Source organism: Meiothermus cerbereus (assembly GCF_051297115.1).
Taxonomy (GTDB): domain Bacteria; phylum Deinococcota; class Deinococci; order Deinococcales; family Thermaceae; genus Meiothermus; species Meiothermus cerbereus_A.
Genome location: NZ_JBEVAL010000014.1, coordinates 1 through 26,284 on the forward strand (window position 1 = coordinate 1; position 26,284 = coordinate 26,284).

Here is a 26,284-nt window from a genome sequence, read left to right on the forward strand (position 1 = left end):
GGGCTGGGTATGGGTTTGTTCGGGTTCATGCTGTATATGATAAGAGCCTGTATAGCAAAAAAACGCCACCAGCCTGCACTGCTGGCGTTTGGCCTGTAGGGCAACTAGTGCCGAATGGATTCTATCTTGAACTCTTTTTTGCCTTTGGGGGTCTCGAGCATTACCCTGGCCCCCACCTTCTGGCCCAGCAGGGCTTTACCTAGGGGGCTTTCGTCAGAGATTTTCATGGGGCGCTCGAGCACACTGGCTTCGGCGGGGGCTACGACCTGTACCTCCATGTGGTCGCCCTGCTTCGACTTCAGGTTGACAACGGCCCCCAGCGTTACCACGCTAACTTTGGTGCCCTCTTCCTCCATGATTTGCGCGCGCGAGAGGGTGTCGGTTAGCGAGTCGATGCGGGCTTCGATGCGGGCTTTCTCGCGTTTGGCATCTTCCAGGCCCGAGTCGTCGTAGTCGTCGGAAGATTCCATGAGTTCTTGCAAAATGCGCGTGGCATCCTGGAGCCGGGCCCGTTCTTGCTCGAGTTCGGCCACCAGTCGTTCGTATCCCGATTTTGTTAACTTGACTTCGCGTGCCATCCAGCCTCCTGAGGTGATGTTGTGGCGCTGTGCGTATGCTTTGCTCCCGATGCGTTTAAACGAGATTGCCTGCTTTGGTCATGGAAGAGGCCCGGCGTAACCGAAGCCGAGCCCAACTGTCTGCCGTCCTCTGGAGAATAGCCGCTTTAGCGGTTTGTTCCAAAGAAGGCCATCCACCGGTGAACAGCCGCGCCAGCGGTCTGTCCCAAAGGGGATCGTCCACCTGCTCAGGGTAGTATACCCCGCAACAGGATTTCTCTCAAACGCCCAGGCGGGGCCGCCCCCGAGCAGCTTTCGGTGTCGCGGCACAGGGCCACATAGCGAAAGCGGCGGCCATCCTGCCCCACCCCAAAGCGAAAAAACTGAGCGGCTGTGCGGGAAACGTGCCGCTGGCAGGCCTCACAGATGATGGGTGTGGTGCTGCTGGCGGACTCGAGGGGCTCCAGCAGCAGATGAAGCGGGCTTTCCTCGATGTGCACCTGCCCATCTTTATCGCGGTAATAAAGCACCTCCCCCGGAGGCAACAGCTCCGGGGAAGTTCCAGGGAACAGCTCTAAAATTAGCTCCCGCTCCTCAAAGATCTTTTCCCCCATGTTGCTAGTAGCTTACCATGCGCTGACACATAATTTGAGCCTGCCTAACCCCCGCCAGGCCAACCGGGTAGGGGAGAGGCCCGACCAAAACGGGGGCTGGTATAGCCCAACCTACGGCGCTTTTGCGGGTCTGGGCGGTGTTGGCCTCCGCACCTTTTGTGAAAACTGTAGCGAAGCCTGCTTTCCTTACCCATTAGTAAGCCTAATATTTCATGCGTATGAACTTTACCCTGGATGAAACGCTGGACGAGCTGTGGCGGTTGTCTACCCACCTGGTGTGGCAGATGCGGCTCGATCAGCAAAAAGCCTTTGCGGGACTCGGAATCTCGCCGATGCAGGCCTTTGCGCTGATGTGCATCTCGGAGGGAATCGACCAGCCCTCGAGCCTGGCCTTTGTGATGGATGCCTCGCCGCCCGGGGTATCGCAGCTTCTAACCGGTCTTGAGGAGCGCGGCCTGGTGCGGCGGGAACTGGACGCCAGCGACAAACGTAAGGTGCGCATTTTGCTAACCGAGCCCGGGAAAGATTTTTTGGGGCAGATGCGTGAGCACTGGCGGGCGGTTTCGCGCGAGCGCTTTGCGCGCCTGAGCCAGGAGGAGCTCAGCATGTTGATCGGAAGCTACCGCAAACTCATAGACGCCAGCCCCGGCAAGGGCATGACTTCCTACGAACAGGTGGTGGAGCCATGAGCACAGCCCACAGCACCCAATTCGGCAAAGCGACAGCCAGGTCGGCAGCCCTCATCTGGATGGTGTTGGCTGTGAACGGGCTGGCCCAGGGGTTCTTTGCCCCGCTGGAAGGCCACCCCTCGCTGTTACAGGCCCGCCTGGGGCTCGAGGCGGCCCAGGCCCAGCTGCGCGCCACCTTGAGCCCGCTGAGCTTTCAGGCCCAGGGGGGGTTCTCGTTTTTCGAGGTTTCGCCGCCTCCCGGCGCGCCCACCTGCCCCAACCCGCTCAACCCGCAATGCGCCACCCTGCCCACCGACGGGCGGCAGATAACCCTGGGCCTGACCTTTACCCCCTTTCCTTTTGGCGATGTGTCGGACGCAGCCAACCAGGCCGCTTTGGGGGTCGAGCAGGCGGCCCTGAGCTTGCGGCAGGCCCGTACCCAGCTCGAGGCTCAGGCGGTAGAGGCGGCGTTGCGGGTGCGACTGGCCGAGACCGGTTTGGAAGTCGCCCGTCTGGGACAGCGGCTGGCCCAGGCCAACCTCGAGGCCAGCAAACTGCGCGAAAGCCGCGGGGCCGCCAGCCCCAGCGAGGTGCGCCAGGCCGAGGCCAGCCTGCGGCAAGCGGCCCTCCAGCTAGCCGATGCCGAGCGCAACCTGGCCCTGGCCCGGCAAAGCCTCGCCGACCTGATTGGTCAGGGCAGTGCCACCCCGCCCCGCCTGGCCGTGCCCACCGAAGGCGTTCCGCCCTTGGTTCGACAGGCCGAGCTACAGCTTGCCAACGCCCAGATTGCCTTCGGGCGGGCGCTGCGGGGCATCTTGCCGGTGGTGCAGGGCAGCTACACCCGCAACACCTCCGACCACGATTCGCTGACCTTTTCGATAAACTCCCGCACCCTGCAGCCCAGCCTCAGCTACACCAACCAGTCGCAGGGCCGCACTGCACCGCAGAATCGCATTGTGGGCACCCTGCAAATTGGGCTCTCGGCCAACATCACACTTGGTGTGGCCGATGCCATCGAGGCGGCCCAGAAGCAGGTAGACGCCGCCCGACAGGCCCTCGAGGCTGCCCGCCGCAACAGCAAGCTCCAGGAGGATTTGCTGCGCTCCTCATTGCAAACTGCCGAGCAGAGCCTGGCCAACGCCCTTCAGGCCCGTGCCGACGCCGAACGCAGCCTGACTGAAGCCCGCGAGCGCGAGCGGCTGGGTCTGGTGAGCCCGCTGTCTTCCCTCCAGGCGGAACTGGCCCTGGCCCAGGCCCGGCTCAGCCTTGAACAGGCTGAACTCAACCGCACCCAGCGAATTTTGGATCTGTACCGTTACTTTGCCCTACCCCTCAGCGAGGTGAACCGATGAAAATGGCTGTTGCCACCCTTCTTGCACCACTGGCCCTGCTCCTGACCTCCTTTACCCTGGCCCAAGGCCCAGGCCTGACCCTCGAGTCCGCTTTAGCCAAAGCGGTAGAACAGGCCCCGGTGGTGGCGGCTAAAGCCGAACTGGACGACGCAAAAGCCAACCTGGGGCGGGTTTTGTCCGACCCCCTGCTAACCCGCCCCACCCAGGTGCAGGCCGAGCAGCGCGCGGCGCTGGCCCAGGCCAGCTATGAGCGCTCCCTGGCCCAGGCCCAGAGCAGCATTGTGGCGGCCTATGCCCAGGTGCTCGAGGCCCAGGTTCAGGTGCGCTTGGCCCAGAAGGCCCTCGAGGTTGCCGCCCGTGGGCTGGAAATTGCCCAGATTCGCCAGCGCAACGGCTCCGGCACGGCCCTGGACGTCCGCAACGCCCAGAACCGCCTGGACGAGGCCCGCAACAACGCCAGCCGGGCCGAAAATGGGCTGGCCCTGGCCCACAGCTCACTGCGCAGCCTGGTGGGCACATTCAATGCCATAACCCCCCTACCCACCCCACCAGCCTTGCCGGAGGCCAGTGTTTTGCAAGGATTGCTGGCCAAGAACCCCGACGTTTTGCAGGCCCGCCAGCGGGCCGAGCTGGCCCAGCTACAGGTCGAGCTGCTAGACCCTAGCTACGCGGCCAGGGTTGATATCGACGCGGCCAGATCGAGGGCCGAACAGGCCGTTGCGGGTGCCAAGGAAATTGAGCGTGGCCTGACCCTGCAGTACGACTCCCTGTACCAGAACCTCCAGGCTGCTGCCAAGTCTTTGGCTGTACAGCAGGCCGCCCTGGCCAACGCCCGCGAAACCCTCGCCAACGATAAAAAGCGCCTGGAGGCGGGTCTGATTAGCCAGGTGGCCTACCTCCAGACCGAGCTCTCCTATATCCAGGCCGAGCTGGCCGCCCAGCAAGCCCTGGGGAACTACTTCCGGGCTTACTACAGCCTGCTGGCGGGGGGTCGCTGATGAACCAGGCCGCATACGGAACCTGGCTTTGGCTGGGGCTGGCGGCGCTGTTGCTGGCCGGGTGTGGGCCGCGCCGCACGGCCCCCAGCGAAGGCCCTGTTCCGGCAGAGACCGTTATCTCCCGCAGCATCAAGGTGCGGGTGGTGCAGCCCGAGCGCGGTGCTTTGACCACCGTGCGTAGCGCTGGGGCCACCTTGTTGCCGGTGCGGGAAAGCCAGGTGGGGGCCACGGCCTCGGGCAAGGTGCTGGAGGTGCGGGTGGCCGAGGGCAGCCGGGTCGTCCAGGGCCAGGTGGTCTTGCGGCTCGACCCCGCCAACGCCCAAACCGCCCTTCGCAACGCCGAGCTGGCCTTAGAGCAGGCCCGGGTGAACCTCGAGCGGGCCCAGCGCTCTACCTCGGGTTCCCTGGCCCCCCTGCAGTCCAGCCTGGAATCGGCCCAGGCCAACCTTCAGGTGGCCGAGCGGCGCTACGCGGAAGGGCAGCAGCTTTTCAAGGCGGGGGCCATTTCGCAGGTTGAGCTGACCGGCCTTGAGGCCGCCTACAACCAGGCCAAAGCCGCTTTCGACAACGCCCGTGAAAACCTGGCCCGGGCCCAGCGGGCTTCCAGCGAAGACCTGGCCCTTTTGCGCCTGCAGGTGCAGCAGGCCCAGAACCAGCTGGCCCAGGCCCGGCGGGCGGTGGCCGATACCCAGGTGCGGGCCCCTTTTGCGGGCGTGGTGGCGGAGATTTTCGCCAACCCCGGCGAGTTTGTGAGCGCGGGGCAGCGGGCTTTCCGGCTGGCCGATACCTCGAGGCTCGAGGCCATCTTCCGCCTGCCCCCCGAAGAAGCCGCCGCGTTGCCCCTGGGCAGCAAGGTCGAGGTGCTCTACGGGGGCAAGAGTTACCCCGCCATCCTGCGCAAGAGCAACCAAGTTCCCGGCACCGACCGCCTGGTCGAGCTGACCGCTCAAGTCGAAGGCGACCTGCCGCCCGGTGCCAGCGGTCAGGTGCGCTACACCCTCACCCTGGCCCAGGGCAGCCTGCTTCCCGCTGGCGCTTTACGCACCGAGGGCCGCAGCACCTACGTGTTTGTGGTGCAGGAGGGCAGGGCGGTACGCACCCCGGTGCAGGTGCTGGGCGACACGGGTGCGCGGGTGGCCGTGGAGGGTGTGGGCAGCGGGCCGGTGGTCTTTCCGGTGCCCTCGAGCCTCAGCAATGGGGACGCGGTGGAGGTGGTGCAGTGAGCGCCTTGTTTAGCGTCTGCATGAACCAGAGGTGGGCATGAGCCAGCTAGAGCGCCCTGTTGTGGCGCCCGAATCCTCAGACGGCAAGCCGGTCAATCCGGTCATTGCCTTTTTCGTAAAGCGCTCGGTGTTTTCTACGGCAGTCTTCCTGGCCATGGTGCTGTTCGGCCTTATCACCGGCAGCCGGGTGGGGGTAGACCTGCTGCCCCGCTTCGAGATTCCGGTGGTGGCCGTGACCACGGCCTACCCGGGGGCCGGGCCGGAAGAAGTCGAGCAGCAGGTGAGCCGCCCCATCGAGGATGCGGTCTCTACCCTGTCGGGCCTCGACCAGATCGCCTCGCTCTCGGGCGAGGGCTTCTCCCAGGTGATCGTTTCCTTCGAGTTTGGTCAGGACATCAACCGGGTCGCTACCGACGTTTCCCAGCGGGTGGCGGCAGTACGGGGGCAGCTCCCCCGTGAGGCCCAGGCCCCGGTGGTGCAGCGCTTCGATCCTGCGGCCTCACCGATTCTCTTTATTGCCCTCTCCGCCGATGGCCGCGACCTGCGCGAGGTGGCCAAGTACGCCAACGATGCGCTCAAGCCGCGCCTGCAGCTCATCTCGGGGGTGGCCGATGTGCAGGTACAGGGGGCGCCCGAGCGGCAGGTGCAGGTCCTGCTCGACCCCTACAAGGTGGGCGCCTATAACCTGTCCCCAAGCCAGGTGGTGGGCGCCATCCAGGCTTCGGCGCTGGCCGTGCCTGCCGGAACCCAGAGCGACCAGGGGCAGCGCTTGCTTTTTACCTTACGCAACACCCCCACCACCCCCGAGGAGGTCGGGAACATTCTGGTGGACCCGGCCCGCGGCCTGCGGGTGCGGGATCTGGGCGTGGTGCGCGACGCCCAGGCCGACCCCACCCGCCTGACCCGGCTCAACGGCCAGCCGGTGATACCGCTGGCGGTGCGCAAAACCCCCGACTCCAACGCGGTGGCGGTGGCCCAGGGCATCAAGCGGGTTCTGCAGGAAGCCCGGCTGCCACAGGGCTACCAGGCCCGCATCGTGGGCGATAGCACCACCTTCATCGAAAACACCGTCAACGACACCTTCCGCGAGGTGCTGCTGGTTGCCGCTATTGTCTCGTTTATCACCCTGATCTTTTTGGGCAAGCTCAACTCGGTCTTGAGCGTGGTGGTGGCGATTCCCATCACCATGTCGGGGGCCTTGATTGTGTTTGGCCTGCTGGGCTTTACCTTCAACGTGATTAGCCTGCTGGCCATCATTGTGGCAGTGGGTATTGTGGTCGACGACTCCATCGTGATCTCGGAGAACATCGAGCGCTACCGCCAGATGGGCTACGACAACCTGCAGGCGGTGCTCAAGGGCTCCACCGAGGTGCTCTCGGCGGTCTCGGCGGCCACCCTTTCGCTGCTGGCGGTCTTCCTGCCCATCAGCTTTCTGCCAGGCATTATCGGGGAGTTCTTCCGCCAGTTTGGCATCGTGCTGGCCGCGGCCATTGCGGTGAGCTGGCTCGAGGCCCTGTTTTTCCTCACCGTGCGCCTGGCCTACTTCCCCGACCCCGAACCCCCCACCTGGCGCCAGCTGGGCCAGCGGGTGCTGGGCCTGGGCCAGGACCTGCGCTGGGGACTGCGCCTGCACGTCTACCAGCAGCCGGGCCTGAGCCCCTCGCGCCGCTTGCTCAACCTTCTGATTACCCCCCTCACCCTGCTGCTGGCCCCCCTGCGCTGGCTGTTCTCGCTGGTGTTTGGCCTGGCTGGAGCCATCACCGGAAGCCTGCACGGGATGTCCGAAAGGGTGTTCCTGGCCTTGCGGGAATTCTACGCCCGCAGTCTGGCCGCGGCTTTGAAGCAAAGCCCCTGGGTGCTGCTTTTGGGCCTGGCCTTTTTCCTGAGCATCGGTTACGTGGCTCCGAAGATCCCCTTCAACTTCACCGCCAAAAACGACAACGGGCAGATGAACGTGGATCTGGTGCTGCCCAAGGGCACCGCCTTATCCGAGACCGATGCCCTCTCGCGCCGCCTGGAGGCCTGGCTAGCAGCCCGCCCCGAGGTGCGCTCGGTGCTGGGCACCGTGGGTAGCTCGCAAAACGTCCTGGGTGCGGGCAACCCCGAGCGGGCCCGCATTGTGGTCGAGCTGGTGCGCAAGGATGAGCGGGAAAATGTCTACGACCTGCTGCCTACCTACCGCGAGGCCCTGCAGAACCTGATAAAAGACCGACCCGAGGCCGACCTGCGGGTAACGGTTCCGGAAGGGGGGCCGGGTGGGGCCGCCGACCTGCAATTCACCCTGACCGCCCCCAGCCCCGCCCTGCTGGCCGAGAAAAACCGGCAGGCCCTCGAGGTCATGCGAAGCCTGCCCTACCTAATTGACGTTCGCAGCAGCCTCGAGGAAACTGCCACCGAGCGGGTGCTGGTGCCCAACCCCAGCAGGCTCATTGGCACGGGCCTGACCCCAAACGACCTGGCCCAGACCCTGCGCATCTACAATGCCGGCACCGAGGCCGGCAACCTCCGCTCGGGTGGCGACGATATCCCCATCGTGGTTCGGGCCGACCCGCGCTTGGTGCCCGATCAGCCCAGCCTGCTTTCGCTTCCGGTTGCTGCCCCTGCGCTGCGGAGCACCCTACCGATTGGCAACCTGGGGCAGTTTGAAAGCCGCCAGACCCCGGCCCAGCTCTCGCGCACCAACCAGGCCTTCTCTACCGGCATAACCGCCAACCGGGCCCCCAACTCCGAGATTGGAACCTTCCAGCTTTCAAACCTGGTGCGTGAAGAACTGGAAAAAGCGGGGGTCTTTGCCGATGGGGTGCAGCTGGAAACCCAGGGCTCCACCGCTTTTGTGGGCGACCTGGCCCGCAGTGCCCCGATTGCTTTTGGGCTGGCTTTGCTCTTGAACTTCCTGGTGATCTCGAGCCAGTTCAACACCTTCCGCTACCCCCTCTACTTGCTGCTTCCGGTACCTTTGGCGCTGGTGGGGGCGTTCTGGTTCCTCTTTTTCTTCCGCAGTGGCCTGGACGTAATTTCGGTGCTGGGGGTGGTCATCCTTATCGGGTTGGTGACCAAAAACGCCATCCTGCTGCTGGACTTTGCCGTGCGCCAGGCCCGCGAAAAGCCTTTGTATGAGGCCCTGGTCGAGGCCGGACGCCTGCGCTTACGCCCCATCCTGATGACCACCCTCACGGTGCTGATGATCTCCATTCCCCTCATTGCCGCCAGCGGTGAGGGCTCGGAGTTTCGCCGTCCGCTAGGTATCATCATCCTGGGTGGGGTCTCGGTCTCGATGCTGCTGACCTTGTTCGTGGTGCCCGCAGCCTTCTATCTGTTTGAACGCCGGCGCTATGAGAAAATGCGCCAGCAGCGAACAGGTCAGCTAAGCGCAGCCCCGGCGGTCGGCGATTGAAGCTGTTTGCCAGGCCGAGAGAAGACCCCGTCAGGCTCCGCTGTGTGTTCCCTTCTGTAACCCACCGGGCACACACCTGGGACTGCGCCTTGTAGGATGCAAGGGGAGGGTGGGTTTGGCAAGCTTTTCTGGCGCAGTTCTAGCTGCTTAGACGCTCCTATGAACCTATGAATAAGTACAAAGTCTTCTGGCTGGTTTTCTTCGGTGGCTTGCTGCTTTTTGCCGGGGCGATGGTCTGGTATACCCAGCGAGCACTCACCCCCTACCCACCCGGCGAAGCAGCGCTTCGGGCGTTGGAATCAAGCGCCGACCTCGAGGTTCGGGCTACCGCATATGGCTGGGTTTTTGTCCCCAAAGAAGCAGTCAAAGGGGGATTGGCGTTTTATCCCGGTGGGTTGGTTGAACCCCAAGCCTACGCGCCGGTATTGCGGCAAATCGCTGCTCGCGGCTACCGGGTGGCCCTGCTGCGGGTGCGCTTTAATCTGGCCGTTACCGAGCAGGGCAAGGCTAGAACAGCCATTGCCGAAGCACCCCAATTGTCCTGGGCGGTGGGTGGACACAGCCTGGGAGGGGTGGTGGCCTCCAACTTTGCCCAGAGCAACCCCGATGCCAGGGCGCTGGTGATGTGGGCCGCTTACCCGCAAAACGACCTGTCTGGAAAAAACCTCCCAACCCTGGCCCTGTTTGGTGAGCGCGACGGGGTTATTCGCCAGGAGCAGCTCGAGGCCAGCCAGTCCAAGTTTCCCCAAAATACGCTCAAACAGGTTATCCCTGGCCTGAACCATGCCGGCTTTGGCGCCTACGGCCCCCAGCGGGGCGACAACCCAGCCACCATAAGCGCCGAAGAGGGCTGGAGCCAGATTGCACAACTAACCACTGCATTTCTCGACCAGCACCTGGGTAGTGCACCGCGGTAGCCGCACACCTTGCCAGTTCTCGAGGTTCTGGGCTACGCGCCCTGACCACCTCCGCAAGCAGCGACTTTGTCCAGTTGGTCGGCTCAAAACACCCTCAATAGGGAATCTCGCTGGATTGATTCCATGATGTAGGGAGCCTAAAGTGAGCCTGTTTTATTACGCATGACCCCTGACCTGAGTATGCCACTTCGAGCTGATGCGCCTTATCATGGGGCGGTATGTTGGCGCAAGAAATTGTGAAGAGCATCCAGTCGGGTCAGGGCTCGCCGCGCGAGGTGGTGGAGGCTTCTCTAAAGCGAATCGAGCAGCTCGAGTCCCAGATCCATGCCCTGATTCGCCTGAACCCCCAGGCCCTGCACGAGGCTAAAGCAGTTGAACAGCGGCTCGCCAAGGGCGAGAACCTTCCGTTGGCCGGTGTTCCTATTGTGATCAAGGATAATATTTGCACCCAGGGTCTACAGACCACCTGTGGTTCTAAAATGCTGGCCTCCTTTGTGCCGCCATACAACGCGACTGTGGTGGAAAAGCTGCGCCAGGCCGGAGCTGTGCTGGTGGCCAAGGCCAACATGGATGAGTTCGCCATGGGCTCTTCCACCGAGTACTCAGCTTTTGGCCCTACCCGTAACCCCTGGGACCTCGAGCGGGTGCCGGGTGGCACCTCAGGGGGCTCGGCGGCGGCGGTCGCGGCCGGCATGGTGCCGCTGGCGCTCGGTACCGACACCGGTGGGAGCGTGCGCCAGCCCGCTGCGCTATGTGGGATTTACGGCTTCAAGCCTACCTATGGCCGCATCTCACGCTATGGGGTGGTGGCTACGGCCAGCAGCTTAGATCAGGTGGGTACTATGGCCCGTTCGCTTGAGGATCTGGCCCTGCTGAGCGACGTGGTGAGCGGCTACGACCCCCGGGACAGCACCAGCCTGGAAGCCGAGCCTCGGTTTGTGGCGGCCTTGCAGGCCTCGGCCAAAGGCCTCACCATCGGCATTGTCAAGGAAGCCCTGGCTATGGGCAATTCGCCGGGGGTGCTGGAGGCCCTCGAGCGCTTCCGAACCGTGATGGAAGCCCAGGGGGTGCGCTTTGTGGAGGTCAGCCTTCCCACCCTCGACTACGCCCTGGCCGCTTATTACATTGTTAATACCGCCGAAATCAGCTCCAACCTGGCCCGTTATGACGGAACCCTGTATGGCCTGCGGGTGCCTGCCGAAGATAGCATCGCTACCATGAGGCAAAGCCGCGAGCAGGGGTTTGGCCCCGAGGTGCAGCGGCGCATACTGATGGGCACTTTTGTGCTCTCCTCCGGCTACTACCAGGCCTATTACGGCAAAGCCTTACGGGCTCGAGCCAAAATTAAAGCCGACCTGGACGCGGCGTTTGCCAGGGCCGACCTGCTGCTTACCCCAACCAGCCCTTCCCCGGCCTTCCGTTTTGGCGAGAAAACCGCCGATCCCCTTTCGATGTACCTGGCCGATATCGACACCGTAGCCGTTAACCTGGCTGGTGTGCCTGCCATGAGCATTCCGGCGGGGTTTGAGGGGCACCTGCCGGTGGGGGTTCAGCTTATAGGCAAACCACTGCACGACGAGCAGATATTTGTTGCGGCCTACGCTTTTGAGCAGGCTACCGAACGGGCCTTTGCTCGAGTGGCTAGCTTGTAGGTCGGGGGTGGTCTGGGTGGAAGACCTGGGCCCGGCTTCAGGTTCCGGCAGGCAAACCCAGAAAGAAACGCCAACTTAACGCTGCTCCGTTAACGGTTATCAAGCCCTGTCATATCTGTGTAAGCTGCGGTATACTCCCTGCGAGACCTCGAATTCATCTGTGAACTCGCAGGTATTTTTTGGCTTTTTATCGGGTCTCAAGTCTTACCTCGAGGTTTCGTGCTTATGCCGCACGCATCGCCGATACCCAAACCCCAATCCATGAGTCCTACCCACTACCGACTATCTACCCGACTCGCCCGCCATCTACGCAGCGTTGGCCGCCACCTTCCCGAGCGCTCCCTGGCCGAGCAGGTCTTGGCCGCACAGGGCTTGCCCAAAGGTTCCTGGGCCAGCGACTTGCTAAAAAGCCTGTTGGATGGGCGTTTTGAGCGCGTCGCAGCCGAGGTGGGTTTGTGGGAATGGAAATATAGTTTTCCAGCACCGGGCGAAGCAGTTGTGGTGCTCGATGTAGAAACCACTGGGCTTTCCCCAGAAAACAACGAAATTATCGAGCTGGCCCTGATTCGCCTGGAAAATGGCCAGCTCACGGTGTTTGAGCGGCTGGTCAATCCGGGCATGCCGATTCCGCCTTTCATCAGCCGACTGACTGGAATCCGAAACCAGGATGTGCGCGATGCTGCCGATATTTACACGGTACTGGGTGAAGCCCTGCCACTGCTGGACAGCGCCACGCTGATTATCCAGAACGCTGGCTTTGACCTGGGCTTTTTGCAGCCTCGCTTGCAGCGCCTGGGTTACCGACTGGATAACCCTGTGGTAGACACGATAGACTGGGCCCGCAAGGCCCTGCCCGGACTGACCAAACGCGGGCTGGATGCCCTGGCCTGGGCCTTCGACCTGGGGCCTGTTGCTGGTCGCCACCGTGCCCTAGGAGATGTGGAAACCACCTTGCAGGTTGCACGCGAAATGTACTACATGCTGACCGCAGGTAAGCCTACCCCAACCAGCCAGTTGGCCGCCAAGGCCCGTTAGGAAACCTATGATTGCGCGCTACGTCCTCACCAGCATTTGCCTCAACACAGGAACCATGAGCTTAACCCAGCCGCTGCGGGTTTTTTTGCAGGGCAAAGACCATATCGCCCTACGGGATGAAGAGGGCGAGACCTACGACGTCAGCATCAACTGGGCGCAAAATCGCCTCGAGGGCCTGGCCCCTTACTATGCCAAGCGGCGACTGGGCGTCAACGACAAAATTGTGCTGCACCTCGAGGGCAGCGAGATTGCTCTGGAAGCCCTAACGCCCGTAGCCAGGCCAGCCCGGCCGCGTCAATTTGAGCCGGAGCGCCCCAAGCAAAAGCCCAGCGAACCTTTGCCAGAGAAGCCTGAGAAGCGGGTCAAGGTAACACCGTACCCGAAAGAAGTGATTTTTCCGCACAAGCCGGTTTCGAGCGAGGTACCGGCTTTCTCGGCTGAGCTCGAGGCCCTGGGGTTTTCCCGGGAGTCGGGGAGTGCGCCCTGGGTCTTCAGGGCTGCTTTGGGGCGGCGAACCTTTCACCTGGCCCTGTCTAAATTTGGCGAGATGGAAGCCAAGGAGTTGCTGGCATATCGTCAGCAAGGCCGTGTGCAGTACGCCGCAATTGTGGCCGGGGAGTCCTCCAGATCCGAAGCCCTGGCTGAGATTGCTGCTGTGCGGCCCTCAGGTCTGGCCCAGATGGGTCTGGGTTATGTCTCTCCTGAAGCCTTGCAGCGGCTGGTCAAACTGCGTGGGGTTTTTCCGGTGGGGCCGCTCGATATCGAGCGCCTGCTGCGGGAGGGTCGCATAGACCTCGAGTCCATTCAGGCCCTCGAGAACGAAATTTCGGGTGTTCTGCGTGAGCGCAGCCACTTCTCGGCGGTGCTGACCCTGCTGGCCGACCAGCCGCCCCAACAGGTCTTTTTGCTGGCCGACCTGATGCCAATGGCGCGGGAGATGGACCTCGAGGCCGACCGCTTACAAAAGGTGCTCGAGAGCCTCAGCAGCCCTCCATTCCTGCTTTTGAAACGCCTTTCGCCAGGCGAGTTTTTGATGCGCCAGTCGGTAGAGCAGGCTCTGGCCGAATGGGTGGAGTACGCCCAGGTCATGACCCGTCGCCTGCATGGGGTACTGCAGGAGCTGGAGGGATAAACCGGGCACTTTACCCACTGCAGGCGCGCTTTGCCGGTGGTTTTGGGGGGAACTGTTCTCTAGGCAAAAAGAGATTGCAGGCGGGCCTCGAGGGCATTCGCAGCTTTTTGGCTCAGGGTTAGCCTGAGCTTTATTACCAGCTTGCGGCTCCACTCCTCGAGTTCGCCCAGGCTTTGTTTGCGCTCAATTTCTGGTAGAAAATTTGCTGCGCGCTCTCCCAGTTCGGCTTTGAGAATGGCGGCCAGCTGGGCTTTTATAGCAACCAGCTTATCCGGCGTGGGCGTGGCAGGCTGTGGATCTGCTGGCTGGCTTGGTGCACTTTGAGATGACGCCACTATTTCGATCAGGCCATGCTCGAGCAGCCCAGATAACGTGTTGTTCAAAACGTCCAGCGGAAGCTGGGTACGTTGGGCCAGCACGATGTCGCTTATCTCCTCACGACAAAGGGCATACACCAGGCGCTCATCCCGGTTGAGGAAAATATCCAGCGCTTTAGAGGTTTGGCGGTAGATTTGCATCAACCCTCGAGTGCTGCCAATACGGCCTGTACTAGCCGTAGAACCAGCAATACAAATATTGCTCCAAACAATAAAATCAGACCCACAATCAGCAGAAGGGTGTCAACTGGGCGACTCCAGGTAAGAACCCCCACAGCCAGATACCCCAGCGCGAAAAGCAAAATAAACAGATTGAGCTGGGTGAGCCGTTCTCCAATCACCCCACCGGGCGCTTTGCCCTTCATCTGAAAGCCGGTGTAGGTGTTGTAGAGCATCAGAAGAAAACCCAGCACCAAAAGAACCTGTACCATGAAGCCCTCCTTTTTGAAAAGTACCGCTCCTGGCGATGTCCATTATACCGAGTTTGGGTGACTGCTCACCCCGAGCGAAGGGCCGTTCCCCTTCGGAACGGGCGGCCCTTCGCTGCAGCGGTAACCTTTTGACGCAGGCCTACATGTTCTCGATAAGCGCCTGGCCAAACTCGCTGCACTTGAGCAGGGTTGCGCTGCGGCCTTCGGCTACCATCAGGCGATGGAAGTCGTAGGTTACCCGCCCCTGGGCGATGGTTTTGGTCATGGCATGGATAATCAAATCGGCGGCCTCTGTCCAGCCCATATAGCGCAGCATCATCTCGCCCGAGAGAATTACCGAGCTGGGGTTGACCTGGTCCTTGCCTGCGTATTTGGGCGCGGTGCCGTGGGTGGCCTCGAAAACAGCGTGCCCAGTGTAGTAATTGACGTTGGAACCAGGGGCAATCCCGATACCCCCAACCTGGGCAGCCAGGGCGTCGGAGATGTAGTCGCCGTTCAGGTTCAGGGTGGCTATTACGCTGTACTCGGAAGGGCGCAGCAGGATCTGCTGCAGGAAGTTGTCGGCGATCATGTCCTTCACCACGATCTGCTTGCCGGTTTTGGGGTTGGTGAAGGTCTGCCAGGGGCCGCCGTCCAGGTCTACAGCACCGTACTTGCTCTTGGCCAGGGCATACCCCCAGTCGCGGAAGGCCCCCTCGGTGAACTTCATAATGTTGCCCTTGTGCACCAGCGTGACCGAAGGCAGGTCGTTGTCGATGGCGTAGTTGAGTGCGGCCTCTACCAGGCGGTGGGTACCCTCTTCCGAGACCGGCTTAATGCCGATGCCGGATGTCTCGGGGAAACGAATTTTGCTGTAGGGCTTGGGGAATTCGGTCTTGAACCACTCGAGGAACTTCTTGACCTCTGGGCTGTCCTTGGGAAACTCGATGCCAGCATAGATGTCTTCGGTGTTCTCGCGGAAAATGACCATGTTGACCAGCTCGGGGTGGCGCACTGGGCTGGGCACCCCCTCGAACCACTGCACCGGGCGCACGCAGGCGTAAAGGTCGAGCTCCTGACGTAGGGCCACGTTAATCGAGCGGATCCCGCCCCCCACCGGAGTGGTGAGCGGCCCTTTGATGGCTACCAGGTACTCACGGATGAACTCGAGGGTTTCGTCGGGCAGCCAGATGGCCTCGCCATAGACCTGGTTGGCTTTTTCGCCGGCGTAAATTTCCGCCCAGGCAATCTTGCGTCTGCCGCCGTAGGCCCTGGCTACTGCCGCATCCAGGACGGGCTGGGCGGCTCTCCAGATGTCGGGGCCGGTGCCGTCGCCCTCGATAAAGCCCACAATAGGGTGGTCGGGAACTTGCAGCTTGCCATCTTGAATGGAAATCTTCTCGCCAGCCGGAACCGTGATTTTCTTGTAAGCCATAGCTCTAAAAGCATATCAGAATGGGGGCTCTGGCGTGCTTCGTAGGTCTGGCCCTAACCTGGCTAAATTCCTTTTCCTGTTTCGCCCTGGTCCAGCAGCTGATAAAAGCCCCTGGCGTTGTGGAGGTAATGCGCCAGAATGCCTGGAACCAGGCTTCCAGTAAGCAAATAGGCAGCCCCAAACATTATCCCGCCCAAAAAGATGAACAGCGGATAGCTCCAGGCCCGGCGGTCGGGTACGGGGTGGAGCAAGGTAAACACCAGGGCCTGAAGCAGCACCCCCAGCCAGCCGCCAAACAGGGCATTTTGTAAAGCCCCACGGAAAAACACCTCTTCGCCTACCCCGGAGGCCAGGGCCAGCAGCAGTGCCTGATGGTGGGTGATGCCCTGGGCGCGCATGACCGCCCCGAGCTGGCCGTGCAGGGCCTCGGCGGCCTGAAAGCTTTGTGGGAATAGCAGGGAGAACAGGCGCTCGAGCCCCACCAGCCCAAAAAACAACAACAAGAAGAACAGGCTATCGCGCAGGGGATCGGGGTTTTTTATGGCCGCGTAGCCTGCCAGCTCCATCCAGACCAGGCCGAGCAGCATGAGGCCAAGCTGGATTAGCATGAAAAAGCGAAACATGGGGAGGCTACAGACCTTCGCCGCCGATGTTAAAGCCTTGCTCGAGCAGCCTGCGCGAATAGGCCCTGAAGGCCAGCAGGGTTTGGGTGCGCTCGATGCCCTTTAGCTTGCGCAGCCCAAGGGTTACGATGTCGTCGAGCTGCTCAAAATCCTTGAAACGCAAAATGGCCACCAGATCCCACTCGCCAGTAACCGAGTACACCTCGGCCACACCAGGAATTTCGGCTACGGCCTCGGCGGTTTCGGCGGTGGACTCGCGGCTGGTCTGGATCAGGACAAACGCAGTAATCATGCCTGGATGATACCCCAGATGAAAGGAGGTTCAGCAAGTCGCCGAACGGCGTGAGGGGTGTGTACCGGGCTTTACAGGGACGTACCTCATTGAAGCGATTGCTGTATCTCTGAAGCCGCTATGAACTACGGCTTTTAGATGTGGGTCTGCTGTGAGGGCTGGTAGGTGTGGATTTGGTGGGGGGTCTCGAGGATAAGCTGGGGCCTGAAATGCACCACATCGGCAGAAACAAAATGTAGGGGTATGCCTTTCCAGTCTTTGGGTAGCCTGTCTGGGTCGGCGCCGTGCAGGTGCCCGTAGACCACACAGGTGGGACGGTGCCGCTCGATTAGCTCGGTGAAACCGGTGGGGCCGCCGGTGGGGCCATAGGGCGGATAGTGCATGGCCAGCACCAGATGTTCGTAGTCGTGGCCCTGGAGGGTTTTGAGTGAGAGTGCCAGTCGTTCCACTTCGCGCTTGTAGATTTTTTCGTCCTCTGGTGTGAAGTTGTAGCTACCAGGGGTATCCCAGCCGCGGCTACCGGCAATGGCCAGGTTTCCGATAATCAGCGAGTCGTGTTGTAAGGCGTGCATTCGGGGCGGCAGTACTTGGCGCAAGCGGCTGATGGAGGGCCACCAGTAGTCGTGATTGCCACGCAACAGTACCTTGGTGCCGGGAAGCTGGGCCAGGTCGGCCAGGTCGAGCAGGGCTTCGGGTAGCTTCATGGCCCAGGAGATGTCTCCAGCTACAATAACCAGGTCATCCTCGGTTACAACCTTGCGCCACTCTTCAAAAACAGCCTCGGGATGCCCGTCCCATTCCGGCCCGAAGATGTTCATGGGCTTGGGGAAGGCTTTAGACAGATGGATGTCGGCAATGGCAAAGACGCGCATAGGGTACAGGGGGCCTCGGCAGCCACCTCAGATGGCTCAGTCTAGTGTCTAGGGTTCATGCCCCAGCGTCAAGTGCGGTTTGGGGAGGGAAGCCCAATCAAACTTTCTCATTACGCATAAAGCATAATGGGGTGAATGAAGAACGAGACCCCTGACCAGCTATTTTTGTATGCGGTGCGCTTGCTGGGTGCGAGGGCTTACCCAGAAGCGGCCTTACGCCAAAAACTGGCCCGCAGGGCGCAACCGGACGTGGTGGCGGCAGTGTTGCAGCGGGTCAAGCATCTGGGCTATCTCGATGACCAGCAGTACGCTGAAGGTTACGCCAGGCTCTATGCGGGGAAATGGGGTGCAGCCAAGCTACGCCGGGCCCTCTTGGAAAAGGGCGTTTCGCGAGAGATTGTCGACGAGGTGCTGGCGCAACAGGCTGCTGAGCAGAACCCGGTAGAAGAAGCCGTGGCCCTGTTGATGCGATACCCCAGCCGGCACCGTGGTGAAAAGCCCAGGGCCATACGTTTTCTAACCAACCGTGGTTATACCTTTTCGCAGGCATTGGCGGCCTGGGAGCGCTACCTCGAGCAGCCTCAATAGAGCGCTCCTCACAGATATTGAGCTGCTCACAACTTGATTGCCTTGCCCTGCACAGGACAGTGGCCTCCCGGATGGGAGGCCACGTCTGTGAAGAGTGCGATAAACGGAGTGCTTCAGGCGGGGTTAATATCAAACCCATTCGCCCCTGCGCATCAGCGGCTCGGCCTGCCCGGAGGCGGTAATGCCGTCCACGTCCATTTCCCCAGAACCAATCATCCAGTCGATGTGAATGAGGCTGCCATTGGCGCCTTTGGCCGCGAGTTCTTCGGGGCTTAGCTGGCTCCCACCCCGAATGCACTCGCTGTAGGCCTGCCCCAGTGCGATGTGGCTGGCGGCGTTCTCGTCGAAGAGGGTGTTGTAAAACAGAAGGCCGCTTTGCGCGATGGGGGAGGAGTGCGGCACCAGGGCCACCTCACCCAGGCTACGCGCGCCCTCGTCGGTTTGCAGTACCCGGTTCAGCACATCGGCCCCGCTTTTGGCCCTGGCCTCGACCACACGGCCTTTTTCGAAGCGCATCTCGATCCCCTCCAGGAGGCTGCCCAAATAGGAGAGGGGCTTGGTGCTCTGCACATAGCCCTCAATGCGGTTTTTGTGGGGCGTGGTGAAGACCTCCTCGGTGGGGATGTTGGGGTTGCAGACCACGCCATTCTTGGCCCGGGTCGCACCGCCAGCCCAGAGGTGGTCATCGGCCAAGCCAACCAGCAGATCGGTGCCAGGGCCTTTGAAGTGCAGGGCGCTGTAGCGCTTGTGGTTCAGGTAGGCCACGCGCTCGGCGAGGTGCTGGTTGTGGGCTTTCCAGGTGGCTACGGGGTCGGGTGAATCGAGCCTCGAGGCCTTGATAATGGCCTCCCACAGCTTTTTTACCGCTTCCTGCTCGTCGCTATCTGGAAAAACCGCCCTGGCCCAGGCCGGATGGGGGTAGGCCACAATGCTCCAGTTGATGTGGTGGCTGGCGATGAGCTCCAATACCCGCCGGTAGGCCAGCGAGCGGGCGTGGTTGGCCCGGGCCACCCACTCCGGGTTCTGACCCTTAAGCAGGCTAGGGTCGTTGCCGGCGATGTGCAGGCGGGCCGCCCCAGTCTGGAAAGCCTCGGCCATGCCGTCGTAGAGCCATTTGGGCGCTTTGTCGAAGGAGGTCGCGGGGGCGTGCTGAAAACGCAACAGGTGGGCTGCGTCGTCGTCGTAGAGCACACTAACCAGCGGGCTGCCCGCTCGGTAGGCGTATTCGGTGATTTTCCGCACCAGCGGCACGGCCTCTATCGGAGCAGTGATGACCAGCTCCTGGCCTTCCTGGAGCCCTAGCCCCACCTGCACAGCCACTTTTGCCATCTGATCGAGGTAGTGTTCGAATGGTTCCATACCGCCCATACTCTAACCGAACTGTCCTGCAAGTACCTCACTGCTACATATCCTTGACGGAAGCCCTGGGGCTTGCTACCCTTTGGACAACATGCGGCCCCGTACCCCCCGCAGCTACAAGTGGCACCACCAGCGCTGGTGGCGTAGCTAGGCTCGAGCGCGTTCTTATTGGCGCTTGAGCTTTTCTCGAGGCGACGACCTCGAGGTTTCGTTTTTTATGACCCCAAGACCTAGCTCAATACTTGAGAGGAACCCATGCACCTGCCCAGTTACCCCCTACCCGACCCCCGCGGCCGCTACGGCGAGTTTGGTGGGCGTTATGTGCCCGAGACCCTGATCCCCGCCCTGGAAGAACTCACCGAGGCCTATCTGCACTACAAGCAAGACCCCACCTTTCTGGACGAGTACGCCTACTACCTGCGCGAGTATGTGGGCCGACCCAGCCCCCTCTACTTTGCCGAAAACCTGACCCGGCACCTGGGCGGGGCCAAAATCTACCTCAAGCGCGAAGACCTGAACCACACCGGGGCTCACAAGATCAACAACACCCTGGGCCAGGCCCTGTTGTGCAAGCGCATGGGCAAGAAGCGGGTGATTGCCGAGACCGGCGCGGGCCAGCACGGGGTTTCTGTCGCTACGGTAGCGGCTTTGATGGGCCTGCAGTGCGTGGTCTACCAGGGGGCCGAGGATGTGCGCCGGCAGGCCCTCAACGTCTTTCGTATGAAGTTGCTGGGGGCCGAGGTGCGGCCTGTAGAGAGTGGTACGCGCACCCTCAAGGACGCCACCAACGAGGCCATCCGCGACTGGGTGACCAACGTGCGCGATAGCTTCTATATCATCGGCTCGGTGGTGGGGCCCCACCCTTACCCTATGATGGCCCGCGACTTCCAGAGCATTGTGGGCCAAGAAATCAAGGCCCAGCTACGGGAAAAGGAAGGGCGTGAGAACCCTGACGTGGTGCTGGCCTGCGTGGGTGGGGGCTCTAATGCCATTGGGGTCTTTGCGCCGTTTGCCTACCAGGAAAATCGCCCTCGCCTGATTGGGGTTGAGGCCGCCGGACACGGGCAAGCTTCGGGCATGCACTCACTGTCGATTGGTGCGGGCCGCAAAGGGGTGCTGCATGGCTCTAAGATGTACCTGCTCTACGACGACGACGGCCAGATTTTGCCGGCCCACTCGGTCTCGGCGGGCCTGGATTATCCGGGTGTGGGCCCCGAACACAGCTACTATGCCGAGCAGGGCCTGGCCGAGTATGTGGGCATCAACGACGAGGAGGCCCTCGAGGGCTTTCGGCTGCTGTGCCGCCTGGAGGGGATTATCCCGGCCCTAGAATCGGCCCACGCCATCGCCTACGCAGCCAAGCTGGCCCCGGAGATGGAGCCTGACCAGGTGATGGTCATCAACCTCTCGGGCCGGGGCGACAAGGACGTGGTGGAGGTGATGCGGCTCCTGGAAGCCCAGGGAGGGGCGGCATGACCACCCGTGAAGCTTTTTCCAGAGCAAGGGCCGAAGGGCGGGCCGCACTCATCCCCTACGTGATGGCCGGTTATCCCAGCCGGGGGCACGACCTGGAGCTGGTCCGGCAGGTGCTGCCCTATGCCGACTTGCTCGAGGTCGGGCTGCCGTACTCCGATCCCTTAGGCGACGGGCCGGTGATTCAGCGGGCCTCCGAGCAGGCCCTGCGGCAGGGTCTGCGGGTGGCCGAGGTGGCCGATTTCGTGCGGGAGATCCGGGCCCTGACCGAGAAGCCCCTTTTCCTGATGACCTACATCAACCCGGTGCTGGCGGTAGGCCCTGCGGCGTTTTTTCGCATGTTCAAAGAAGCCGGGGTCAACGGGCTGATTCTGCCCGACCTGCCCCCCGACGAGGACCCCCAGTTGGTTGCTCTGGCCCAGGAAGCGGGCCTCGAGACCACCTTCCTGCTGGCCCCCACCTCCACCGAGGCCCGCATCCAGACCGTTGCGCCCTACTGCACCGGCTTTGTGTACACCGTTTCGGTGGCTGGGGTGACCGGGGCGCGCGACCGGCTCCCCGAGGGCCTAAAGGAACTGGTGCAGCGCATCAAAAGCGTTGCCGATACACCGGTAGCCATCGGTTTTGGCATCTCCAACCGGGCCACCGCCCAGCAGGCCGCCCAGGCTGCCGATGGTGCGGTGATTGCCAGCGCCCTGATTCGAGCACACGAAGATGGAAGGAGGCTGGGGGAGGTACTGGAGGAGGTGCGCCAAGGCTTGCAGGGTGTCGCAGGCCCTTTCATCGGCTAGAATCAGGCCGATGAAGCGCATTGTGCAAGCAGAGTGCCTCGACTACATCACCACCTTGCCCGATGCTTCTTTTCCCCTCATTTACCTCGACCCCCCCTTCAATACCGGCAAAACCCAGCAGCGGCGCCGTATACGTGCTGTGGCCGACGAACAGGGACAACACCGGGGGTTTGGCGGTAAACGCTACCGCACGGAGGCGCTAAAGGCCCCGGTCTACCCCGATCGCTACCACGACTTTGTAACATTCCTGGCGCCCCGGCTAATACAAGCCCACCGCCTGCTTACCCCGGAGGGCTCGCTCTTTGTGCACCTGGACTACCGCGAGGTGCACTACGTGAAGGTGCTTTTAGATCAAATATTTGGCCGCAGAAGCTTCATCAACGAGATTATCTGGGCCTACGACTACGGGGGGCGCTCCAAAAACCGCTGGCCTGCCAAGCACGATACCATCCTGTGGTACGCCAGGCACCCCAAAAAGTACACCTTCAACTACGAGGCCATCGACCGCATTCCCTATATGGCTCCCAGGATGGCCGGGCCAGAAAAGGCCGCCAGGGGCAAGACCCCCACCGATGTCTGGTGGATGACCATCGTGCCGACCTCCTCCAAGGAAAAAACCGGCTACCCCACGCAAAAACCCCTGCGGCTCCTGGAGCGCATCGTGCGGGTGCACTCCAATCCGGGTGAGGTGGTGCTGGACTTTTTCGCCGGCTCCGGCACCACGGGCGAAGCGGCTGCGCGAAACGGGCGGGGCTTTGTGTTGGTGGACCAGAGCCCGGAGGCCATGGCCGTGATGCAGCATAGACTGGCGCCCTTCAAACCTGAGATAATCATCCCCGATGCGTCCCATCCTGTACCACAAGCTCGGTAACTTCGACCTCTGGATTTTGAGCGATGGCGAAATATGGCTGGACGGCGGCTCGATGTTTGGCGTGGTGCCCAAGAACCTCTGGTCGAAGCTGGCTGCACCCGATGAACAAAACCGTGTACGACTGGGGCTCAATCCCTTGCTGATCCGCACCCAAGACCGGCTGGTGCTGGTCGAGACCGGCATTGACCGAAAACCGGGTGAAAAATTCCGCCGGATTTACGGTCTGAGCCAGACCAGCCCCCTGCTGGACCAGCTGGCGCTGCTGGGGGTGCGGCCCCAGGATATTTCACTGGTGGTTCATACCCACCTGCACTTTGACCATGCTGGACTTAACACCAGCCTGGCCGAGGGGCGGCTTCAGCCGACCTTTCCCAAGGCTCGCCACATCGTGCAAAAACAGGAGCTCGAGGAGGCCCTGCACCCCCACGAGCGCAGCCGGGCCAGCTACCTGCGGGAAAACATCGAACCCATCCTCGAGCAGTTTGAAACCGTAGAGGGGGAGCAGGAAATTTTGCCGGGCCTGTTTGTGGTGCCGGTTCCCGGTCACACCCTGGGGATGCAGGCGGTAGAGCTTCGCTCGCAGGGCCAGCGCTTTGCCTACACCGCCGACCTCATTCCCACCATGGCCCACACCCCCCTGCCCTACATCATGGCCTTCGACCTTTACCCCATGACCACCCTCGAGACCCGCAAGAAGATGTACCAGCGCTGGACAGAGGGCAATTACTTGCTGTGCTTTACCCATGAGTCCGGGCACCCCCTGGGCCGGCTGGTTCATGGTGAAAAAGGCTATCAAGCCGAGGCTGTCTGGCCTTGAGGCTGAGGTTTGCGCTCCACCAGGGTTAGGATGTCGTAGAGGGCGACAGTTTTGCCTTCCTGGTTGGTAATCTCCACCGCCCAGGTCACCACCCCGGTGGGCCGCTCGCCGGGCTTGGGGTCTTTGGCTGTTTTCGACTTGACTGTGAGGCGGGCCTGGATGGTATCGCCAATGCCCACCGGCTCAATAAAGCGCAGGTTTTCCAGCCCGTAGTTGGCCAGCACTGGCCCCGGTGCTGGGCTTACAAACAGCCCCGCCGCTGCCGAAATCAGGAAGTAGCCGTGGGCCACCCGCTTGCCAAAGATCGAATCTTTGGCCCCAATCTCGTCCACGTGGGCGTAGAAGTAGTCGCCGGTGAGGTTGGCGAAATTCACAATATCGGCCTCGGTGACGGTGCGGCGGTGGGTCAGCAGGCTCTCGCCAATCTCCAGTTCTTCGAAATACTTGCGGAAGGGGTGCACCAGGTCTTCTTTGACCTGGGCCCCGCGCACGTACTCGTTGCTCAAGACCATCAGGGTGGTGGGGTCGGCCTGCACCGCGCAGCGCTGCATGTAATGCTTGATGCCGCGCACCCCGCCCAGCTCCTCGCCCGCGCCGGCCCGGCCCGGCCCCCCATGCAGCAGCAGCGGCAGGGGAGAGCCGTGGCCGGTGGACTCCTGGGCATTTTCGCGGTTGAGGATGAGCATCCGCCCGTGGTGGGTGGCGCAGCCAAAGAACAGGGTGCGGGCCTCCTGCCGGTCGTAGCTCACAATGCTGCCCACCAGGCTGCCCTTGCCCCGCCGGGCCAGGGCGATGGCTTCGTCCAGGCTTTCGTAGGGCATCAGGGTGGCTACGGGCCCGAAGGGCTCGAGGTCGTGGGCTGCGCTTTCCCAGGGCTGGGGGCTATAGAGCAGGGTAGGGGCCATAAAGCCGCCCTTTTCCCAGTCGCCCCCCAACAGCCTGCGCGAACCCTCGAAGGCCACCGCACAGCCCTGGGCTTTGAGCTGCTCGAGCACAGCCTGCACGTCCTGGCGCTGCGCCGCTCCCACCAGCGGCCCCATCCGCACCTCCGGGCGGCTGGGGTCTCCCAGCGAGACCTGCGCCAGTTCCTGCTTGAGGGCTTCCAGCACCGCCTCGGCTTTGCTTTTTGGGATTATTATCCGGCGGATGGCGGTGCACTTCTGCCCGGCCTTAACGGTCATCTCCCGTGCTACCTCCTTCACAAAAAGCTCGAACTCGAGGTCGCCGGGCTCCACGGTCTGGCCCAGAATGGCGCAATTCAGGCTGTCGGCCTCCATATTGAACGGCACCGCGTGGGCAATCAGGCTGGGGTGTGTCTTTAGTTTGCGCCCGGTACTGGCGGAACCGGTGAAGGTGACGCTGTCCTGCTCGCTCAGGTACTCAAACAGGTTGCCGATGCCGCCGCAGACGAGCTGAATGGCCCCTTCGGGCAGGATGCCCGACTCAATCATGGCCCGGAAGACGGCCTCGGTCAGGTAGGCGGTCTGGGTGGCGGGCTTGACGATGGCCGGAACCCCGGCAATAAGGCCCGGAGCCAGCTTTTCCAGCATGCCCCAGACCGGGAAATTGAAGGCGTTGATGTGCACCGCTACGCCCTCTTTGGGCACCAGGATGTGCCGCCCCAGGAAGGTGCCCTGCCGGGAGAGCACCAGGGGGTCGTCTTCTACCAGAAAGCGCTCGTTGGGTAGTTCGCGCCGCGCCAGCGACGAGTAGCTAAAAAAAGTCCCGATGCCCCCATCAATGTCGAACCAGCTATCGTACTGGGTGGCCCCGGTTTTGTAGGATAGCGCGTAGAACTGCTCCTTGCGCGCCTGCAGGTACTGGGCCAGGGCCCGCAACATGGCCGCCCGCTCGTGGAAGGTGTAGCGCCGCAGGTTGGGGCCGCCGACCCTGCGGGCGTACTCGACCATAGCGCCAAAATCTAGCCCGGCACTGCTTACCAGGGCGACTGGCTCCCCATAGACCGCATCGCTTACCAGGACGCCGTCATCCGAGCCCTGATACCAGCTACCCACCGCGTAACTGCTCAGTTTCATAGCAGCTATTCTAACAAGCGTTTGTTATGTCTGGAGATCTAAAAGGTAAGGTGGGCGTGCCATTATCGTGGCCTTCGCTATTTTTGCCGCTGGGAGCAGGAGCAAACATAAGCCTTGAACAGCACTTGTTGTGAATGGCTTTGTACCATTTTCTTTGTAGACCGCTCTAGCTTCTCACCACGGCTATAGCCCCCAGCAGCATGAGGCTTAGGCTGAGTAGCTTGACCAGCGAGAGCGGACTGGCCTCCTGTACCAGAATTCCCAGGTGTTGGAAGATGGCCGCTGCCAGAATCTGGCTTACCAGCAGAAGGGTAATGGCGTTGGTGACGCCCAGTTGATTGACGGAATATACCGTGCCCATGACCACCAAGAGACCCACTAAACCCCCCAAAAAGCTGTACCAGGGAAGGCCCTGCTGTAAGCCCAGCCAGACCAGAAATATGCCTACGCCAAGGCTCAGAAGGGTCATTGCCAGCAGGGCGTATCGGACTGGGTGCGCTGAGTTTAGACCCAAAAAATGCCCTTGCTGGAAAAAGATTAGACCCACTAGGGAGAAGCCAAGGCCGATGGTGTGTACCACGGTAGACAGGCCCCAGAGCCCGGTTTTGCTTTGCAAGAGGCTGTTGATCAACCCCAGGCTGGCAATCAGTATCCCGGTCGTGATGGCAACCGCTGCTGCAAGAAGCTCTTTTGAATCCATACTGGCCAGTGCATCATATGTTGGGTAATACAGACGGTGCAAGCATTATCCAGGCTCAATGCGGGCTCTGGTTGGCTGGTTTTTTGGCAGGCCTGAGC

General features: G+C 61.8%; 25 protein-coding genes. 14 read left to right on the plus strand and 11 right to left on the minus strand.

The window, feature by feature from the left end:
• Nucleotides 1-104: 104 nt before the first annotated feature.
• On the minus strand, nucleotides 105-578 hold the full coding sequence (locus ABWU19_RS04675; protein ID WP_435900603.1) for a GreA/GreB family elongation factor: 474 nt from the start codon (nucleotides 576-578) through the stop codon (nucleotides 105-107).
• 227 nt (nucleotides 579-805) lie between these two features.
• Nucleotides 806-1,171 carry a hypothetical protein gene (locus ABWU19_RS04680; protein WP_435900604.1) on the minus strand — a complete coding sequence of 122 codons (366 nt, stop codon included), beginning with the start codon at nucleotides 1,169-1,171 and terminating at the stop codon, nucleotides 806-808.
• Nucleotides 1,172-1,389: 218 nt separating this feature from the next.
• Between ABWU19_RS04680 and ABWU19_RS04685 the strand changes: the two genes are divergently transcribed.
• The 9 genes from ABWU19_RS04685 to ABWU19_RS04725 all read left to right on the plus strand — a co-directional run bounded on the left by ABWU19_RS04685 (nucleotide 1,390) and on the right by ABWU19_RS04725 (nucleotide 13,542).
• A complete protein-coding gene (locus tag ABWU19_RS04685) occupies nucleotides 1,390-1,860 on the plus strand; it encodes a MarR family winged helix-turn-helix transcriptional regulator (RefSeq protein WP_435900605.1) in 471 nt (156 codons plus the stop codon).
• A gap of 59 nt (nucleotides 1,861-1,919) precedes the next feature.
• Nucleotides 1,920-3,191, plus strand: a complete 1,272-nt coding sequence (locus tag ABWU19_RS04690; RefSeq protein WP_435900648.1) for a TolC family protein — start codon at nucleotides 1,920-1,922, stop codon at nucleotides 3,189-3,191.
• Nucleotides 3,188-4,189 carry a TolC family protein gene (locus ABWU19_RS04695; protein WP_435900606.1) on the plus strand — a complete coding sequence of 334 codons (1,002 nt, stop codon included), beginning with the start codon at nucleotides 3,188-3,190 and terminating at the stop codon, nucleotides 4,187-4,189. Before ABWU19_RS04690 ends, ABWU19_RS04695 begins: the two co-directional genes overlap by 4 nt.
• Nucleotides 4,189-5,412 carry an efflux RND transporter periplasmic adaptor subunit gene (locus tag ABWU19_RS04700; protein ID WP_435900607.1) on the plus strand — a complete coding sequence of 408 codons (1,224 nt, stop codon included), beginning with the start codon at nucleotides 4,189-4,191 and terminating at the stop codon, nucleotides 5,410-5,412. Before ABWU19_RS04695 ends, ABWU19_RS04700 begins: the two co-directional genes overlap by 1 nt.
• Before the next feature lie 37 nt (nucleotides 5,413-5,449).
• Nucleotides 5,450-8,806, plus strand: a complete 3,357-nt coding sequence (locus ABWU19_RS04705) for an efflux RND transporter permease subunit (RefSeq protein ID WP_435900608.1) — start codon at nucleotides 5,450-5,452, stop codon at nucleotides 8,804-8,806.
• Between the two features lie 167 nt (nucleotides 8,807-8,973).
• The gene (locus ABWU19_RS04710) at nucleotides 8,974-9,723 is read left to right on the plus strand and encodes an alpha/beta hydrolase (RefSeq protein WP_435900609.1); all 750 of its coding nucleotides are present in this window, start codon (nucleotides 8,974-8,976) and stop codon (nucleotides 9,721-9,723) included.
• 218 nt (nucleotides 9,724-9,941) lie between these two features.
• Entirely contained in the window at nucleotides 9,942-11,375 is a 1,434-nt protein-coding gene (gatA, locus tag ABWU19_RS04715; protein ID WP_435900610.1) for an Asp-tRNA(Asn)/Glu-tRNA(Gln) amidotransferase subunit GatA, read from the plus strand.
• Between the two features lie 261 nt (nucleotides 11,376-11,636).
• A complete protein-coding gene (locus ABWU19_RS04720) occupies nucleotides 11,637-12,410 on the plus strand; it encodes a 3'-5' exonuclease (RefSeq protein ID WP_435900611.1) in 774 nt (257 codons plus the stop codon).
• Between the two features lie 55 nt (nucleotides 12,411-12,465).
• A complete protein-coding gene (locus ABWU19_RS04725) occupies nucleotides 12,466-13,542 on the plus strand; it encodes a hypothetical protein (RefSeq protein ID WP_435900612.1) in 1,077 nt (358 codons plus the stop codon).
• 59 nt (nucleotides 13,543-13,601) lie between these two features.
• Here ABWU19_RS04725 and ABWU19_RS04730 read toward each other — a convergent pair whose 3' ends face one another.
• The 6 genes from ABWU19_RS04730 to ABWU19_RS04755 all read right to left on the minus strand — a co-directional run bounded on the left by ABWU19_RS04730 (nucleotide 13,602) and on the right by ABWU19_RS04755 (nucleotide 17,551).
• Nucleotides 13,602-14,060 (minus strand): hypothetical protein, encoded by a 459-nt coding sequence (locus ABWU19_RS04730; protein ID WP_435900613.1) that lies wholly within the window; start codon nucleotides 14,058-14,060, stop codon nucleotides 13,602-13,604.
• Entirely contained in the window at nucleotides 14,060-14,350 is a 291-nt protein-coding gene (locus ABWU19_RS04735; protein ID WP_435900614.1) for a hypothetical protein, read from the minus strand. Before ABWU19_RS04735 ends, ABWU19_RS04730 begins: the two co-directional genes overlap by 1 nt.
• 139 nt (nucleotides 14,351-14,489) lie before the next feature.
• Nucleotides 14,490-15,764, minus strand: coding sequence for an NADP-dependent isocitrate dehydrogenase (gene icd / locus ABWU19_RS04740; protein WP_435900615.1), 1,275 nt, complete (start codon nucleotides 15,762-15,764; stop codon nucleotides 14,490-14,492).
• A 62-nt stretch (nucleotides 15,765-15,826) separates the two neighbouring features.
• Nucleotides 15,827-16,387 (minus strand): CPBP family intramembrane glutamic endopeptidase, encoded by a 561-nt coding sequence (locus ABWU19_RS04745; protein ID WP_435900616.1) that lies wholly within the window; start codon nucleotides 16,385-16,387, stop codon nucleotides 15,827-15,829.
• Between the two features lie 7 nt (nucleotides 16,388-16,394).
• Nucleotides 16,395-16,679, minus strand: a complete 285-nt coding sequence (locus ABWU19_RS04750) for an Lrp/AsnC ligand binding domain-containing protein (protein WP_435900617.1) — start codon at nucleotides 16,677-16,679, stop codon at nucleotides 16,395-16,397.
• A gap of 134 nt (nucleotides 16,680-16,813) precedes the next feature.
• The gene (locus tag ABWU19_RS04755; protein ID WP_435900618.1) at nucleotides 16,814-17,551 is read right to left on the minus strand and encodes a metallophosphoesterase; all 738 of its coding nucleotides are present in this window, start codon (nucleotides 17,549-17,551) and stop codon (nucleotides 16,814-16,816) included.
• Between the two features lie 135 nt (nucleotides 17,552-17,686).
• Between ABWU19_RS04755 and recX the strand changes: the two genes are divergently transcribed.
• Nucleotides 17,687-18,139 (plus strand): recombination regulator RecX, encoded by a 453-nt coding sequence (gene recX / locus ABWU19_RS04760; RefSeq protein WP_435900619.1) that lies wholly within the window; start codon nucleotides 17,687-17,689, stop codon nucleotides 18,137-18,139.
• Nucleotides 18,140-18,268: 129 nt separating this feature from the next.
• On the opposite strand, the gene ABWU19_RS04765 is transcribed toward recX, so the two are convergent.
• On the minus strand, nucleotides 18,269-19,498 hold the full coding sequence (locus tag ABWU19_RS04765) for an aminopeptidase (protein ID WP_435900620.1): 1,230 nt from the start codon (nucleotides 19,496-19,498) through the stop codon (nucleotides 18,269-18,271).
• Nucleotides 19,499-19,753: 255 nt separating this feature from the next.
• Between ABWU19_RS04765 and trpB the strand changes: the two genes are divergently transcribed.
• Genes trpB through ABWU19_RS04785 form a run of 4 tightly spaced genes read left to right on the plus strand, consistent with a single transcriptional unit; the run spans nucleotide 19,754 to nucleotide 23,450 of the window.
• Nucleotides 19,754-20,974 carry a tryptophan synthase subunit beta gene (gene trpB / locus ABWU19_RS04770; protein WP_435900621.1) on the plus strand — a complete coding sequence of 407 codons (1,221 nt, stop codon included), beginning with the start codon at nucleotides 19,754-19,756 and terminating at the stop codon, nucleotides 20,972-20,974.
• Complete coding sequence (gene trpA, locus ABWU19_RS04775) at nucleotides 20,971-21,762, plus strand: tryptophan synthase subunit alpha (protein ID WP_435900622.1); 792 nt, start codon at nucleotides 20,971-20,973, stop codon at nucleotides 21,760-21,762. The genes trpB and trpA overlap by 4 nt, the downstream gene beginning before the upstream one ends.
• A 10-nt stretch (nucleotides 21,763-21,772) precedes the next feature.
• Nucleotides 21,773-22,633, plus strand: a complete 861-nt coding sequence (locus ABWU19_RS04780) for a DNA-methyltransferase (protein WP_435900623.1) — start codon at nucleotides 21,773-21,775, stop codon at nucleotides 22,631-22,633.
• The gene (locus ABWU19_RS04785) at nucleotides 22,602-23,450 is read left to right on the plus strand and encodes an MBL fold metallo-hydrolase (protein ID WP_435900624.1); all 849 of its coding nucleotides are present in this window, start codon (nucleotides 22,602-22,604) and stop codon (nucleotides 23,448-23,450) included. Before ABWU19_RS04780 ends, ABWU19_RS04785 begins: the two co-directional genes overlap by 32 nt.
• On the opposite strand, the gene paaZ is transcribed toward ABWU19_RS04785, so the two are convergent.
• Together paaZ and ABWU19_RS04795 are read right to left on the minus strand one after the other, a co-directional pair.
• A complete protein-coding gene (gene paaZ, locus ABWU19_RS04790) occupies nucleotides 23,426-25,486 on the minus strand; it encodes a phenylacetic acid degradation bifunctional protein PaaZ (RefSeq protein WP_435900625.1) in 2,061 nt (686 codons plus the stop codon). The two genes, ABWU19_RS04785 and paaZ, sit on opposite strands and share 25 nt — an antisense overlap.
• 166 nt (nucleotides 25,487-25,652) lie before the next feature.
• Nucleotides 25,653-26,186 (minus strand): DMT family transporter, encoded by a 534-nt coding sequence (locus tag ABWU19_RS04795; protein ID WP_435900626.1) that lies wholly within the window; start codon nucleotides 26,184-26,186, stop codon nucleotides 25,653-25,655.
• Nucleotides 26,187-26,284 lie beyond the last annotated feature (98 nt).

What these genes read in the sequence shown, in the direction of transcription:
- icd (WP_435900615.1), bottom strand. Translation starts at nt 15,764, where the DNA reads ATGGCTTACAAGAAAATCACGGTTCCGGCTGGCGAGAAGATTTCCATT.
- ABWU19_RS04705 (WP_435900608.1), top strand. Translation starts at nt 5,450, where the DNA reads ATGAGCCAGCTAGAGCGCCCTGTTGTGGCGCCCGAATCCTCAGACGGC.
- ABWU19_RS04745 (WP_435900616.1), bottom strand. Translation starts at nt 16,387, where the DNA reads ATGTTTCGCTTTTTCATGCTAATCCAGCTTGGCCTCATGCTGCTCGGC.
- ABWU19_RS04765 (WP_435900620.1), bottom strand. Translation starts at nt 19,498, where the DNA reads ATGGAACCATTCGAACACTACCTCGATCAGATGGCAAAAGTGGCTGTG.
- ABWU19_RS04725 (WP_435900612.1), top strand. Translation starts at nt 12,466, where the DNA reads ATGAGCTTAACCCAGCCGCTGCGGGTTTTTTTGCAGGGCAAAGACCAT.
- gatA (WP_435900610.1), top strand. Translation starts at nt 9,942, where the DNA reads ATGTTGGCGCAAGAAATTGTGAAGAGCATCCAGTCGGGTCAGGGCTCG.
- ABWU19_RS04785 (WP_435900624.1), top strand. Translation starts at nt 22,602, where the DNA reads ATGCGTCCCATCCTGTACCACAAGCTCGGTAACTTCGACCTCTGGATT.
- ABWU19_RS04735 (WP_435900614.1), bottom strand. Translation starts at nt 14,350, where the DNA reads ATGGTACAGGTTCTTTTGGTGCTGGGTTTTCTTCTGATGCTCTACAAC.
- ABWU19_RS04710 (WP_435900609.1), top strand. Translation starts at nt 8,974, where the DNA reads ATGAATAAGTACAAAGTCTTCTGGCTGGTTTTCTTCGGTGGCTTGCTG.
- ABWU19_RS04680 (WP_435900604.1), bottom strand. Translation starts at nt 1,171, where the DNA reads ATGGGGGAAAAGATCTTTGAGGAGCGGGAGCTAATTTTAGAGCTGTTC.
- ABWU19_RS04695 (WP_435900606.1), top strand. Translation starts at nt 3,188, where the DNA reads ATGAAAATGGCTGTTGCCACCCTTCTTGCACCACTGGCCCTGCTCCTG.
- ABWU19_RS04675 (WP_435900603.1), bottom strand. Translation starts at nt 578, where the DNA reads ATGGCACGCGAAGTCAAGTTAACAAAATCGGGATACGAACGACTGGTG.
- trpB (WP_435900621.1), top strand. Translation starts at nt 19,754, where the DNA reads ATGCACCTGCCCAGTTACCCCCTACCCGACCCCCGCGGCCGCTACGGC.
- ABWU19_RS04685 (WP_435900605.1), top strand. Translation starts at nt 1,390, where the DNA reads ATGAACTTTACCCTGGATGAAACGCTGGACGAGCTGTGGCGGTTGTCT.
- trpA (WP_435900622.1), top strand. Translation starts at nt 20,971, where the DNA reads ATGACCACCCGTGAAGCTTTTTCCAGAGCAAGGGCCGAAGGGCGGGCC.
- ABWU19_RS04795 (WP_435900626.1), bottom strand. Translation starts at nt 26,186, where the DNA reads ATGGATTCAAAAGAGCTTCTTGCAGCAGCGGTTGCCATCACGACCGGG.
- paaZ (WP_435900625.1), bottom strand. Translation starts at nt 25,486, where the DNA reads ATGAAACTGAGCAGTTACGCGGTGGGTAGCTGGTATCAGGGCTCGGAT.
- ABWU19_RS04730 (WP_435900613.1), bottom strand. Translation starts at nt 14,060, where the DNA reads ATGCAAATCTACCGCCAAACCTCTAAAGCGCTGGATATTTTCCTCAAC.
- recX (WP_435900619.1), top strand. Translation starts at nt 17,687, where the DNA reads ATGAAGAACGAGACCCCTGACCAGCTATTTTTGTATGCGGTGCGCTTG.
- ABWU19_RS04690 (WP_435900648.1), top strand. Translation starts at nt 1,920, where the DNA reads ATGGTGTTGGCTGTGAACGGGCTGGCCCAGGGGTTCTTTGCCCCGCTG.
- ABWU19_RS04750 (WP_435900617.1), bottom strand. Translation starts at nt 16,679, where the DNA reads ATGATTACTGCGTTTGTCCTGATCCAGACCAGCCGCGAGTCCACCGCC.
- ABWU19_RS04700 (WP_435900607.1), top strand. Translation starts at nt 4,189, where the DNA reads ATGAACCAGGCCGCATACGGAACCTGGCTTTGGCTGGGGCTGGCGGCG.
- ABWU19_RS04755 (WP_435900618.1), bottom strand. Translation starts at nt 17,551, where the DNA reads ATGCGCGTCTTTGCCATTGCCGACATCCATCTGTCTAAAGCCTTCCCC.
- ABWU19_RS04780 (WP_435900623.1), top strand. Translation starts at nt 21,773, where the DNA reads ATGAAGCGCATTGTGCAAGCAGAGTGCCTCGACTACATCACCACCTTG.
- ABWU19_RS04720 (WP_435900611.1), top strand. Translation starts at nt 11,637, where the DNA reads ATGAGTCCTACCCACTACCGACTATCTACCCGACTCGCCCGCCATCTA.